The 13,851-nt window shown below is 37.4% G+C and carries 10 protein-coding genes and 1 pseudogene; 8 read left to right on the top strand and 3 right to left on the bottom strand.

Going from position 1 to position 13,851, the window contains the following annotated elements; translation table 11 throughout:
• Positions 1–87: 87 nt before the first annotated feature.
• A pseudogene (locus M1E86_RS00950) lies at positions 88–2,146 on the bottom strand (TonB-dependent receptor domain-containing protein).
• Between the two features lie 733 nt (positions 2,147–2,879).
• On the opposite strand from M1E86_RS00950, the gene emrA reads away from it, so the two are divergent.
• On the top strand, positions 2,880–4,052 hold the full coding sequence (emrA, locus tag M1E86_RS00955) for a multidrug efflux MFS transporter periplasmic adaptor subunit EmrA (protein ID WP_213913507.1): 1,173 nt from the start codon (positions 2,880–2,882) through the stop codon (positions 4,050–4,052).
• 16 nt (positions 4,053–4,068) lie between these two features.
• Positions 4,069–5,592, top strand: coding sequence for a DHA2 family efflux MFS transporter permease subunit (locus M1E86_RS00960; RefSeq protein ID WP_213913508.1), 1,524 nt, complete (start codon positions 4,069–4,071; stop codon positions 5,590–5,592).
• Between the two features lie 38 nt (positions 5,593–5,630).
• Here M1E86_RS00960 and paaY read toward each other — a convergent pair whose 3' ends face one another.
• Together paaY and paaX are read right to left on the bottom strand one after the other, a co-directional pair.
• Complete coding sequence (gene paaY, locus M1E86_RS00965) at positions 5,631–6,224, bottom strand: phenylacetic acid degradation protein PaaY (RefSeq protein WP_125891784.1); 594 nt, start codon at positions 6,222–6,224, stop codon at positions 5,631–5,633.
• Positions 6,225–6,246: 22 nt separating this feature from the next.
• The gene (gene paaX / locus M1E86_RS00970; protein WP_125891783.1) at positions 6,247–7,185 is read right to left on the bottom strand and encodes a phenylacetic acid degradation operon negative regulatory protein PaaX; all 939 of its coding nucleotides are present in this window, start codon (positions 7,183–7,185) and stop codon (positions 6,247–6,249) included.
• Positions 7,186–7,954: 769 nt separating this feature from the next.
• Between paaX and M1E86_RS00975 the strand changes: the two genes are divergently transcribed.
• From M1E86_RS00975 to M1E86_RS01000, 6 genes are read left to right on the top strand one after another with little or no spacing between them, the layout of a single operon-like run.
• Positions 7,955–8,740, top strand: a complete 786-nt coding sequence (locus tag M1E86_RS00975) for an arylamine N-acetyltransferase family protein (RefSeq protein ID WP_213913509.1) — start codon at positions 7,955–7,957, stop codon at positions 8,738–8,740.
• A 14-nt stretch (positions 8,741–8,754) separates the two neighbouring features.
• On the top strand, positions 8,755–9,327 hold the full coding sequence (locus M1E86_RS00980) for an RBBP9/YdeN family alpha/beta hydrolase (protein WP_213913510.1): 573 nt from the start codon (positions 8,755–8,757) through the stop codon (positions 9,325–9,327).
• Positions 9,320–10,501, top strand: coding sequence for an MFS transporter (locus M1E86_RS00985; protein WP_213913511.1), 1,182 nt, complete (start codon positions 9,320–9,322; stop codon positions 10,499–10,501). The genes M1E86_RS00980 and M1E86_RS00985 overlap by 8 nt, the downstream gene beginning before the upstream one ends.
• A gap of 30 nt (positions 10,502–10,531) precedes the next feature.
• Complete coding sequence (locus M1E86_RS00990; protein ID WP_213913512.1) at positions 10,532–11,437, top strand: diiron oxygenase; 906 nt, start codon at positions 10,532–10,534, stop codon at positions 11,435–11,437.
• Positions 11,438–11,483: 46 nt separating this feature from the next.
• Positions 11,484–12,482, top strand: coding sequence for an iron-sulfur cluster-binding domain-containing protein (locus M1E86_RS00995; RefSeq protein WP_213913513.1), 999 nt, complete (start codon positions 11,484–11,486; stop codon positions 12,480–12,482).
• A gap of 23 nt (positions 12,483–12,505) precedes the next feature.
• Complete coding sequence (locus tag M1E86_RS01000; RefSeq protein ID WP_213913514.1) at positions 12,506–13,756, top strand: ATP-grasp domain-containing protein; 1,251 nt, start codon at positions 12,506–12,508, stop codon at positions 13,754–13,756.
• The last annotated feature ends 95 nt before the right edge of the window (positions 13,757–13,851 follow it).

Raw genomic sequence — 13,851 nt, forward strand, 5'->3', positions numbered from 1 at the left:
CAAGCTGCAGGGGTGTTGACTACGCTCAGCAACCCGAATCACATACTTTTGAGGGTATACCTGAAACAGGCACACCCTCAGAGCTAATTAGAAACTAACGTTAACGTTCGCCCAATAGCGGCGTCCGTCTTCAACATCCCAGTTGCCATCAACTTTATCAATTTTAGGCCCTTTCTCATTACCAATATTCAGTACCGCAAAGTTCAGTTTCGTATTCTTAAATACTTGGTAAGTTGCCCCTACATCCATGGTAGTGTAGCCACTGCGGTAACGAGGTACTTTCGATCCATTACGTTGTGCAGCCCATACTTGCTCACCGATATATTGCGCACGAGTATATAGATTGAGGTCTTCGTTAAACTGCCAATCTAATTTTGCGTTAGCCATATGTTTTGGTGTTTTATCTAACGGGTAGCCTTTAAGTGATAAAGTTTTGTTGAGTTTTTCATCATCACTTTTGCGTTCTGAATCAGTATAGGTGTAATTCATACTGAGCTTCCAACGTTGAGCTAAAGGAATATTAGTAGCGACTTCGACCCCTTTAATATTGGCTTTTCCCACATTATCATATTTGTAAATGGAGAGATCTTTAATCGTATCTTTTTCACCAGTATCATAGCTGGTTAATTTATTTTTAAAGTCGGTATTAAAGAAGGTTAAGCTAGCATCAAAGCCTGATTCATGGTTATACACGATACCAATTTCTTCGCTGACGCTTTTTTCCGGTTTGAGGTCTGGATTACCATAAATAATCCCATTTCCACCTTCAGTGGAGGTGCCATAACCTTTACTCACTTCACGTAACGTTGGGGCACGAAATGCAGACGAAACACCACCTTTAATGGTGATTTCATCTGTTAAATAATAAACCGCATAACCACGAGGGTTCCAGTGGTTACCATAAGTTTCATGGTGATCTAAACGTAATCCGCCTGTTAGAATAAGATCCTCGGTTGCGGTAAATTCGTTTTCAATAAATAGTGCGGATTGGTCGACACTCATACTGTTATTTTCAAACTTTCCTTTTGAAACCAGTGAGCTGTCTTTGAGTTTTGAGTATTGGTATTGACCACCAACGGTTAGGATATTGTCCGGTAAAAACGCAACAACTTTACCATCTACGACAGTGTTGGTAATTTCAGGTACACGGCCTTCATAGCGGTATTCGAAAAGTTTTGGATTTGTATTTTCTATCTCAATCTCGGTTTTGGTTTTTCTTTTGGTTTGTTCTTGATAAACACTCAATTCAGTATTAAACGAATCCCATTCACCTTTATACGTGAGTGCAGCATGATTTCGATTATTATAGATTTGGGTCTTCTTGTTGTCTTGCTTTGATTTTCCTCGCATTTCATATTCTGCAAGGGACTTACCTGGATTTTCTTCCCTTTCTTGAGTGGTTCTACCTGCTTCTAATAAGAAAGTTTGGTTTTCCATCGGGGTAAACGTCAGTTTTGCGGTTAAGCTTTTATTGTCTTTTTTGTAGTGGCCGTCAGTAATTTTATCTTCTTGGCGGTAATCCCCACCACCATACAATTGCAGGCCGAGTTTATCTTGAATTAATGGGCCTGATAGGTAGAAGTTACCGTCGGTGGAATTACCGCTATCGCTATTTTCTTGAATAATCGCGCCTGTTGTCACACTACCGTGCCATTCATTGGTCACTTTTTTGGTGATGATATTGATAACACCACCCATCGCATCAGAACCATACAGGGAGGACATAGGTCCACGGATCACTTCGATGCGTTCAATCGCTTCAACAGGTGGCATAAAGCCCGCTTCAAAGCCACCACTGCCGTTTGGACGTGATTCACGGCTGTTTTGACGACGCCCATCGACCAATATCAACGTATATTCGCCGGGTAAGCCGCGGATATTAATATCTTGTTTATTGGCAGCACCAACGATACTCACCCCCTTCTACGTCTTTAACCGCATCGGCGAGGTCACGAACAGGTTTGTTTTGTAGTTGGTCTGCACTGATCACGGTCACGCTAGCTGGAGCATCACGCAGTTGTTGTGAGAAGCCTGACGCACTGACGACCATAGTATCTGTTTTACTGTCTGCTGCTGTAGCGCTAAATGAAGATAAAGCCGCACAAACACCGGCGGCAATAAGGGTGTAGTGATATTGCGAAGTCATAGTTATCCCTAGTAAATATAAATGAGAATGATAATTATATTGTTTGCGAATACTATCACTAAAACATATCAAAAATAAATAATGTGCTAACTAATTTATGAGCAATATTTGATCTCAGCTAAGAATTTTCACCTACGGTATTTTCTTCAGTCACCACGTTTGTCTAGTTTAACGAAAAATTAAGGTTTAACTTGTTCGGTTACCGCTGTAAATAGCATTACATTAGCCTTATTAACACAGGAAGACCGCAATGAGTAAAGGGATAAAAGCTGGCCGAAAGGCCAGTACTGACCCGTACACATTATCACTCTATTAAGCACTGCATTAAGTCCATATTTTATCGACTCATCAAACGCCAATTTCACTCGTATGACCAAAAATAAAAATTGTAAGTTAATAAAATATAAGAGTGGCCTAATAAATAGGGTTATTACATCAAAAAAAGAATGTCAGTAATTGAATGGTAATTTGTTATCAAAAATAAATATAATTAAATATTTTTTATTTTTAATTCTTCCCATTAATCTAATTAAGAATGGATTTGATTAAGTTGATAATAAAAATCAATTTAATGTTCAATTCGGCTTGTTTGTAATTACTTGTTTTATATCAATGAATTAGTTGTTTTTTGTTAGGATTAATTTAATCGTAAATTATTAGCTATTGCTTTATTACATATACTTCGTAAATATAGAGGGAGAATTAATATTGATTTCAGACCTTGAGAGTTATTATGAGTCAAGAAACCCATTCAGAAATACACAATCAAAAAACGACCAATGAAAAACGTAGAACAATATGGATGGTGATAGCCACAATAATTATCGTTCTATTATTTGTAGCCTATGGTGTTTATTGGTTTTTAGTTTTACGCTTTCAAGAATATACCGATGACGCCTATGTATCTGGTTTGCAGATACCGATAGTTGCGCAAACAACGGGTAATGTTACTCAAGTTAACTTTGAAAATACCGACTTGGTAAAAGCGGGTGACGTATTGGTTGTATTGGATAAAACTAATGCCCGATTGGCATTTGAACAAGCCAAACATGATTTAGCAACAACTGTGCGCAAAACCAAAGAGCTGTATATCAATGGTGATGAGTATCAAGCGCAAATTCAAAAAAACCGGGTGACACTTGCGCAAGCGCAAAAAGATTATCAACGTCGTGTGGCGCTAGGGCGTAGCGGAACTATTTCGAAGGAAGACCTACAGCACTCCCAAGAAGCCGTACAACTTGCGCAGGCGGCTCTGGATATTTCAATTCAACAATATAATGCTAACCGTGCATTGCTGCGCAACACGGAGCTTAAAAAGCAACCGGCAATTCAGCAAGCAGCTGATAGCGTACGCAGTGCGTGGATAAACTTACAACGTACTGAAATTAAAAGCCCGATGACGGGGTATGTTTCACGGCGTAATGTACAAGTTGGTTCTCAAGTCAGCCCACAGAGCTCTTTAATGGCCATTGTGCCTGTCCAGCCTGTTTGGGTAGATGCAAACTTCAAAGAAACCCAACTGGAAAAAGTCCGTATTGGGCAACCCGTGACTATCAATAGTGATTTTTACGGAGAAGATATCGTTTATAACGGCACTGTTGTTGGGCTTGATATGGGAACCGGTAGTGCTTTTTCATTATTACCCGCCCAAAACGCGACAGGGAACTGGATTAAAGTTGTACAGCGTTTGCCTGTCCGTGTTGAATTAGACCCTGAGCAAGTGGCGAAGCATCCATTACGCATTGGGTTGTCTATGAATGTCACGATAGATATTAAAGACCAAAATGGCCCTGTGTTAGCGGAAGTTCAGCGTACAGTACCGGCATTTGAAAGTGATGTGTTGGTCTTAAACTTAAGTGATGTCGACCACATCATCGACACCATTATCAGCGATAACGCAGACTAGCTTGAAAGGAGCCGTTGTGGCAGATATTCAACCACTTAAGGGTGCAAAACTGGTATGGGCAACGATTGCGTTGTCCCTTGCAACTTTCATGCAGGTGCTTGATTCCACGATTGCTAACGTGGCTATCCCGACTATAGCTGGTGATCTCGGGGTTTCCATGTCACAAGGAACCTGGGTCATTACCTCGTTTGGCGTATCGAATGCGATTTCTATTGCGATTTCAGGTTACTTAGCGAAGCGTTTTGGTGAAATCCGTGTTTTCTTATGGGCAACGGCACTTTTCACATTATTTTCATTACTTTGTGGGTTTTCTGATAGCCTTGGTATGCTGATTTTATACCGTGTATTGCAAGGTGCTGTTGCAGGGCCAGTGATCCCGCTTTCGCAAAGCCTTATCATGCGTTGCTACCCGCCGAAAATGCAAAATATGGCGTTAGCATTTTGGTCGATGACCATTATTTTAGCCCCAGTGTTCGGTCCTATTTTCGGTGGTTATATTAGTGATAATTTCCATTGGGGATGGATATTCTTTATGAATGTGCCTTTGGGAATTTTCGTCATTATTGTTGGCTCTATTATCCTAAAAGGGATGGAGTCGAAGATCGTGAAAGTCCCATTCAATGTGATTGGTTTGGCGCTACTTTCGGTGGGCGTTGGTTGCTTACAAGTTCTGCTCGATAAAGGGAAGGAACTGGGATGGTTGGCGTCGAATGAAATTGTTATCTTAGCCGTTGTTTCCGCGATTGCATTGGTCTTCCTCGTGATTTGGGAACTTACTGATAAAAACCCAATTGTCGAATTATCGTTATTTAAATCGCGCAATTTTACTATCGGGACGATTTCTGTCAGTTTGGCATATATGGCCTATTTCGGCGCTATTGTATTGTTGCCGCAACTCTTACAGGAAGTGTATGGCTATACAGCAACCTGGGCAGGGCTAGCATTGGCGCCCATTGGCTTATTGCCAGTGTTGTTCTCGGCTCCTGTGGCGAAATTATCCGATTTTCTTGATATTCGCTGGATAGTGACCTTTAGCTTTGTATTCTATGCGATTTGTTTCTTCTGGCGAGCGTATACGTTTGAACCGGATATGGGCTTTTCTGCTGTGGTTTGGCCGCAATTGGTACAAGGGATGGCAGTAGCTTGTTTCTTTATGCCACTGACCACATTAACCCTTTCAGGCCTCCCGCCGGAAAAACTCGCTTCCGCGTCGAGCTTAGCCAACTTCTTCCGTACCTTAGCGGGTTCAATAGGGACTTCCATTACTACAACGTTGTGGAGCGATAGAGAAGCCGTGCATCATAGCCAATTAACGGAATTTATTACCGATTACAATCCTGAATCTTTAGGGATGTATCAAGAAATGGCAACTCATGGATTGAGTAATGAACAGACCTCCGGCTTTATTGCCCAGCAAATTACTAACCAAGGATTAATCATTGCTGCCAATGAAATTTTCTGGCTCTGCGGCTGGGTCTTTATTGCACTGATTATTACGGTTTGGTTTGCTAAGCCGCCATTTGGTAGCAAGGCAAAATAATTGAGAGATGGGGCAACGTATGTTTCGCCCCATCTAGCTTATAACTGGGATTTAGGAATAATATTTTCGAAATGTAGGGCCGGCCGGTTTGCTTCGATTTCTTGAAGCGGCTCGACTTCTTTAAAGGTGTTTAAGCAGCGTGTGACTAAGTTTTGATAATCTTTGGTTCCGCTGGTTTTCCACGCAATCTCTTTTTCCGATAGCGCGCGTAGCACTTTGGCCGGTGTTCCTACGATAAGGCTATTATCAGGAAATATTGTTTCAGCCTTGACGAAAGCACAGGCACCGACAATTGAGTTTTCCCCAATCACCGCACCATCCATAATCACACTGTTCATCCCAACCAAGGCGTTACGTTTGATATGGCAGCCATGTAAAATAGCACCATGGCCAATATGCCCATTTTCTTCAATGAGGGTTTCATATTGCGGGAAGCCATGCATTACGCAGTTATCTTGCACGTTTGCACCATCTTTGATAATCAATCGGCCAAAATCGCCACGTAAACTGGCATTTGGCCCAATATAAACATTTTTACCAATAATCACATCTCCAATCACTACCGCAGTAGGGTGGACAAAACTTTCAGGGCTGACGACTGGCGTAATGCCATCGATTTGATAAAAAGGCATATGGGCTCCTGTAATAGAGGTTTTAGGCTGCGAGGTCTCGGAGTACACCACCAAAGCGGCGATAGTAAGCGCTGGATGGTTGAGGAAGTTCGCCTACCGTGGTTTCGCACTGTTCAGAAACATATTGGGTTGCCGCTTGATCAATGCGTTGATAAATATTGGTGCAAAGATGGCGAGCAATATGGCCTTCCCATTGTATAGGGAGGAGTTCGTCTGGCAATAACGGGTCTTTTAACGTGACACGGCGATAGAAATGGATCAGCAATAAACGTAATTGAAAGCTGTGTTCCGGGGAAATTTGCACATCAATATTTTCTTTAAGCAGTAATGCGAGTGGCCTAAATAATGAAATAAATTGGTGATAGTGTTCTGAAATTTCTTGCAAAGACCAAGCATGGGAAACCAGTTCTTTGAGGTTTTTTTCTGAGCGGCTATAGGGGTAATCTGCGTGAAAATAAATGACATTTTCCGTCGCATTGAGTTCATTGAGTAACGTCGGTACATCACTTTGTGCACAGCTTGGTGCCGCCATAAGTGATGAATTAAACTGCCCGAAACCAAGCCAGCTCAGTTCTTTTTTTAGCCTGATTTTTTCGTCTTTTTCAGCGGTTTCAAGAAGAAGTAAGTCCCACTTTCCATCCCAATCAGGCTGCTCTGCGAGATAAATTTTATTTTCTGCACGGCGAAATCGGCTTTGCCCGCGCTCAGAAATACGGTAATAGCTGCGACGGCCGATTTTTTCTGTATCAAGCCAACCTTCTTTTTGTAAGCGGAAAACAGAAGTTCGAACAAAACGATCAGTAAAGCCCATCGGCTCTAACAGCTTAGTTAAGCTTCCTAACCACACTTCGCCACCACGATGGTGCAAAGCATCACCATATAGTGAGCTAATGAGAGAGGTACCACTAATAGGTTGACTTGCTATTGCATGTTGTATGAATTGGTTAAGTTTATTTTCCATTTATATTTCATCTATAAAATTTATGTATCAGAAGGCTTACTGAATAGTAGACATAAATTTAAAGGTTGTCTTTGAAGTGACTCTATAAAGTTGATACTTTTAGTTAAATGGCTTGTAAGGCCTAATTTCAGTATTCAACTGGAGTCAGATTTTTTAATTTGATTTTTATCCATTAGGTATTGCAATACTCTTCAATAGTGCCTAGGCTGTTTTTACCTGTGTGGATGATCAAGCGATCACATTCCTAGTCATATCGGACATTCACCATATCGTCGTTCTTTATAGTGTGGAACAACGTACTTAATATCGATTGGTACATGTTAAAGCCAGATAGGCCTTCAAAGGTAAGTTTCTTTTGAGTCTGTTATTGAGTCTGAGTAGTAGGTATATCGGAACTACGGAAGTGAGTAAATGGTCATAATAAAACTGACTCCACCTGTACCAATGACGAATAGCAGATGAAAAAATAAATTATCGTGTTGAAAATACTCAATTACTCGTTTGATTTATAGTTAAGCTTTGAATTCTAATTATTCAATTTATGAGTAACGATTTCAATTAATTGTTATTAAAAGGAAAAAATAAATACATTAATTACTAGAAATAAAGATTCTTACTGTATGAACAAAAGTGTTGCGGAAATTAATATTTTTAACATACCTTGTTTACATTAAGATTAGAAAAAATATTAATTGTTTATTAATAAGGTTAGATATCTTTTTTCTTTTTTTTAGTTACTACCAATAATTAAAAATGGAGTTTTACTGGTATGAATAATTACGTGAATGAATATCTTAGAAGATTGAATGTTTCCCCCTCTGAATTGTCAAAACTCGAGTTTTTATTCAGGCTGCATCATGCTCATTTTTATTTAATTCCATTTGAAAATATAGATATGAAACGGAACGCTTTAGAGTTTATATCTGATCAGGATGTTATGAAAAGAATTATTTATAGTAACCGAGGGGGAGTGTGTTTTGAACTTTCCATTTTAATAAAATCCGTATTTAAGCATTTGGGTTATAATTACGGGATTAGATTAGGGAGAGCTTTAACGCCTAAAATAACACCCGCCACACACCAATTCTTTGTTGTAAATATAGATGGAGCCAAATGGATATTTGATATTGGTTATGGAGCTAAAGGTCCTCGCTCTTTACTTAAATTATCTGATGGTTATTTACATGAACACCCATTTTTATCCTCAAAAGTTGAAAGACACAATGAACATGGTTGGGTTGTTTCAGTAAAAGAAAATAGCCAACCAAATGAAAATTGGGAAAACATATATTCTTTTCATGATATTGAAGCACTCAAGCAAGATGTGGAAATGGCTTATTTTTATACTCTACACTCTTCAAACAGCCTTCTCAATAAAAATGTAGTAGTGAGCTTACCGAAAGAAATGGGAAGGATTAGCATTCGTAATAACGTATTTACAGAAATAAAAGGATATTCCGCATCAAACATAAGTATTACGAATAAACATATGATGTCAGATTTACTGTTTGAACGTTTTGGGATTGATATCCCTCCCTCTCTCCTTACTAACTAGAGAAATAAAAACCCATGAATGCAACATATCTCATTGTTCCTGGATATACAAATTCAGGTAAGGGTCATTGGCAATCCTACATGGAAAGAAAATATAGTAATGTCATTCGTGTGCAACAAGATGATTGGAATAATCCATCACGGTATGAATGGGTCGAGAAAATAGATAAAGCAGTTAATGATATTGAGGGAAACATTGTACTTCTGGGTCATAGTTGTGGCGCGGTAGCCATTACTCAATGGGCTGCTTTCAACGCTTGCGAGAAGATAAAGGCATTAATTCTTGTTGCTCCAGCAGATGTTGACTCTGAAATAGCGATTACTCCGATTAAAAATCAGAGGCCATTACCATTATGTTCACTAAATACCAAGTCGTTGCTTATATTTAGCAATAATGATGAATACTTAAGTGAGTCTCGTGCAATTTATTTGGCAAAATTATGGGGTTGTACGACCCATTTTATTCATAACGCTGGTCATATTCACACCAATGCTGGATTCGGAGAATGGATAGAAGGTGAGACTTTATTTGAAGAATTCACAGGTTTTTTATTACTAGATTCGAGAAAAGGGACTGAAGATGTTTGAGGATATCAAACAGTTTTCTCCTGCTGTGCGCCATTTCCTTATTGCAACATTCTTAATGGGATTAAGTAATGGAATGTTTGATACGGTTTATAATTTTTATCTAGAAGCTCGCGGTGTGGATAAAACAAAAATTGGTTACATTTATGCGGTTGCAATGTGTATGATGGCTGGTGTTGTAATTCCATTGATATATCTAAGCAGACGTATGTCTCAAAAAAAACTACTTATTATTTTTTCATTCATTTACGCAGTGCCATTCATTCTATTGCCAATAGTTTCCTCTGTATGGGTAAGTGCAATTACACTTGGATTAATACTTTCAGGTATGATTGCATTATTATCTTTGGGTAATTCATTGACTGGTTCAAATACTAAATCTGAAAGTAGGACAATACTATTCTGTTGTTTTTTTGTTGCTTATTTAGGTGCGGCAATGATAGGCTCGCTAATAGTTGGTTTTATAACTCATTATTTAAAATCAATGGCTCTAATAAGTTTTCAGCTAATTCTTTTAACTTCTTTTATTTCTTCAATTTTGATGATCTATTTTCGGTTTAAATCTATTGTCGGGCTTCCTGAACCGGAGAATGATGCAAGAAAATTCACCTGGGGAAATAAAATGGAATGGAGGAATTTATCTAAATTATTTTTAGCATCTTTATTTTTAGGTGCTTCTATTACATTAATATTTAGGTTTGTTAATGTTTTATTTAATTTAGCTTATTCCATGAGTTTGAGCGAAATATCTCTAATAATGAGCATTGATAAAATAATTAGTATTGTAGGTGCGTTATTTTCACCACTTCTTATTAATAAGCTTACATTGAAGCCGACTATAATGATCATTGGAATATTAACCGCTTTATGTCTTTATCTACAGTCACTCCATATATCGGTAGTCACTTTTATTTTACTGTATTTTATCAGATTACTGCTAAATTATTGTTTGATGCCACTTTTAGATACTCTAGCAATTACTGGTTTTTCTACTGAAAGAACACTTTTATCCACAAGTGTGCGACAGCTTGCATTTTATTTAGGGAGTGCCCTATCGGCCATAACTTATGGGAGGTTATTGGATGCGGGATATTGGGAGAAAGCTTTAGTTATATCTTCTATCTTTGCATTTGTCGGCACTATCTTCATGAGTCTTATTCATGTAAAAAACAAATAATATTTCTATATCTAATATGTAGGGGGTTAAATGAAAACTACTTTTGAAATACCAGATAGTCATAGCGTTGAATTGATGTTATCCAAACTTTCGATGCTTTGGGCAAATAGAGCCGCAGTTAATAATAAACATTTAGACTACGCAGATCTTGTTTTCGATGCTACAAAGAGTGACTTCAGTGAATCATTATTACCATTTAGAAACCACGATGCGTGGAAGGAAGCTCCTGAAATCGTTAAAAGCCGATGCTTATCATACGCATGGGGGATTTATAATTTAAAGACAATCTATATAGAATGCGATGTAGTTACTCCGGCTTGTGAAGATATTATTAAATGTCCACCGACTAACTCTAAGAATAGAGCTAGATTACAGGATGTGATGTCCGAAGCTCTTCTTGATGAAGCTTTGCATACAAGAATGTCGATTATGGCATGTAATTATATTTATGACCGTAGAAAATTAGAGCATCTAAATTACACTGATTTTAATTTGATTAAAGCTCGTCAGGTAATGCTTTCGGATTGCACCGCTGAGTGGCAAAGACGACTAACTTGTTTTGCCGTGGCGTGCGCAAGTGAAACTTTGATAACCGACTATCTAAAGGTTATGGCAGAAGATTGCAGCATTCAAAATATTTGTCATGAGGTTACAAAAACTCACGCTCATGATGAGTGGAGCCATTCTAGTGTTTTCAGTTATGTTGCTTATGATATTGTCCGTGATTTAGGTTTTAGTGAGCGTAAATATATGAGAGATATAATGCTGAGAACTGCTAACCTTTTTGCTGATAACGAACTTGGATCTTGGAAGGAGGCTTTCAAGCTTTCAGGTATGCCTCATGCAAGAGATATTATTGAAGAGACAGATAACTTAAATGAAATTCAGATTTATTTAGAATCGGCAGAAGCTGTAATTACCAGAATAGGCTTATAGTTAAAATAGAGAGTATGAAATGAAATTCACTTTGGTAGAGTCACATATGTTAACCGACAAAATCAGGATGTTTCTTCTTAAACCGACATTAGACTCAGATATTCTAACTGGCGCAGTTCCTGGAAAATATTTCAACTTCCAATTTATTGGAAGAGATAAACGATTAAAACAACGTAGTTATACACTGGTATCTCAGGATATAAATAACCACTATAAATTTATTATTGAGAACAGAGGATGCGATAGTGAATCTTCAACAATATGGAAATTGTTATTAGATAATGTAGGCATTAGTGTTTGTGGGGTCGGAGGTGAAATAACATTTGATACTATTAAAAATAGTAGAAATGTACTTTTACTTTCAGGAGGAATTGGTATAACGCTACCTATTTCTTTAATTTATGAATGCGCTAAATATTATAGCCACATAATGTCAGATAAGAACATCCAATTAGTTATAAGTTATCCCAGTCTTAGAGATATTCCATATTTAAATGAGTTTATTGGTTTTCACTTTAAATATAAATGGTTTACATTGAGGATTAACATTACGCACTCTAAATTAAGAAAGACTAGTGATATTATTAATATGGGCAGAATAGACTTAGCAACTGAAAAAATAAATGGAATTCCAGATACAGTAGTTATTTGTGGAAGCAAAATGTTTACTGAATCCATGGTTGCAGGTGTTAGATACAGTTTTCCACAAGCATCTATTTTCACGGAAGTGTTTGGTTCAACTCAGGTTCAACTTACTAACTCCGAAGAACTCAACAAAGATAAAAGTATTGTAAGAGTAAAGGACTTCGATACGCCATTGTTAATAGATAATAACAGAACTGTGTTAGATAACCTATTACAGCATAATATCCCTATTAGATATATTTGTTATTCGGGGATTTGTGGTAGCTGTAAATATAGATTAATTAGAGGTTCAGTGTTGAACCATCCTGAATTTTGTTTAACAGAAAAAGAAAAGGATGAGAATATTCACCTTGCCTGTTGTTCTTTTCCTAAAACTGATATTGATATTGAAATCGTCTGAGGTTACTAATATAAGGAAATTCAATGAGCAATAAATGTGTATTGATTGTAGACCCATTTTCCAGTGGAGCAACTTTTGTTGGGCGAGTTAAAAAATACTTTGGTTATGATGTGATTGCATTAATAACTAATAATGAGCTTCCAGCTATAATATTGAATTCATTCAAGGAAGAGGAATATTCATTCGTTTTTTATTCCTCCTATCATGATGATGCTGCACGCCAAATAGAATTATATTTAGGTCGAGCCCCTGATTTTATAGTATGCGGTTCTGAGCCTGGTGTACTTATTTTTGATCAATTAAGTAACAGGTGGAACTTATTACCTAATATATTTAAGCTTAGCCAAACTAGACGAGATAAGTATTTGATGCAAAATCAACTAAAGCTTGATGGAATACGTTACATTCCACACTACAGAGCCAGGAAATTAATAAATATGCTGGCATGGTGCGATGAGAATAATTTTTCTGAATATGTTGTAAAACCAATTTACTCTTTTGGAACTGATGGTGTTTTTTTCTGTAAAAATAAAAAAGAAGTTGAGAAAGCATTTAATTTGTTAATTAATACGTATGACTATTCTGGTAATAAAAATAATGAATTATTAATTCAACAAAAAATAGAGGGTATTGAATATGTAGTGGATGCTGTAACAAGTAACGGAGTTCACTTTATTGTTAATATATTCAGATATATAAAGCAAGAGGTGCAAGGTATACCGATTTATCATCAGATGGTAACGGAACCAATAGAAGAACATCTTGAATTGGTAAATTATACAAAGTCTATACTCACGTCTCTTGGTATATGTAATGGTACATCACATAATGAAATAATACTGTCTTCTGAGGGGCCTGTATTAGTTGAATCAGGAGCAAGAATGCATGGAGGGTTAGGGCCAGCCATTGTCGAACGATGTAACACTCACTCCTTGATTGACCTTAGCTTAATTGTTCGGATTGACCCTGCTAAATTCATAGAGAAAACACGTATACCACCTACATTACATTGCTATGGAATAGAGTATTTTCTTAGTTCAACTAATTCAGGGTATGTAAAAGAAATAAATATAGAAGATCTTTGTGAACCCTTAGAAAGTTATGGTTTAACTGTTTGTAAATTAAAGACTAAGGACTATTTAGATAAAACGGTTGATTTGATTACTTCCTACGGAAGAATAGTTTTTTTTAATAACGATCGTGAGATTTTATCATCTGATGTTAAAACTGTTGTTGATTTAGAGAAAACTGGGAAATTAATTACTTTTATGTAGTTAATGAAAACATGTAGTTAATTAAAACGTCTTGCAATGGGAACAGCGGAACTAATGTAATATGCTCTTCTTAAAGAGTAATATACAACCAGATG

Origin of the sequence: Providencia sp. PROV200, assembly GCF_049901995.1 — a bacterium.
In the GTDB taxonomy this organism is placed as follows: Bacteria; Pseudomonadota; Gammaproteobacteria; order Enterobacterales; family Enterobacteriaceae; genus Providencia; species Providencia rettgeri_E.

Coding starts and splice junctions, on each gene's coding strand:
- emrA (WP_213913507.1), top strand. CDS start 2,880: ATGAGTCAAGAAACCCATTCAGAAATACACAATCAAAAAACGACCAAT.
- paaY (WP_125891784.1), bottom strand. CDS start 6,224: ATGCCTTTTTATCAAATCGATGGCATTACGCCAGTCGTCAGCCCTGAA.
- paaX (WP_125891783.1), bottom strand. CDS start 7,185: ATGGAAAATAAACTTAACCAATTCATACAACATGCAATAGCAAGTCAA.
- M1E86_RS00975 (WP_213913509.1), top strand. CDS start 7,955: ATGAATAATTACGTGAATGAATATCTTAGAAGATTGAATGTTTCCCCC.
- M1E86_RS00980 (WP_213913510.1), top strand. CDS start 8,755: ATGAATGCAACATATCTCATTGTTCCTGGATATACAAATTCAGGTAAG.
- M1E86_RS00985 (WP_213913511.1), top strand. CDS start 9,320: ATGTTTGAGGATATCAAACAGTTTTCTCCTGCTGTGCGCCATTTCCTT.
- M1E86_RS00990 (WP_213913512.1), top strand. CDS start 10,532: ATGAAAACTACTTTTGAAATACCAGATAGTCATAGCGTTGAATTGATG.
- M1E86_RS00995 (WP_213913513.1), top strand. CDS start 11,484: ATGTTAACCGACAAAATCAGGATGTTTCTTCTTAAACCGACATTAGAC.
- M1E86_RS01000 (WP_213913514.1), top strand. CDS start 12,506: ATGAGCAATAAATGTGTATTGATTGTAGACCCATTTTCCAGTGGAGCA.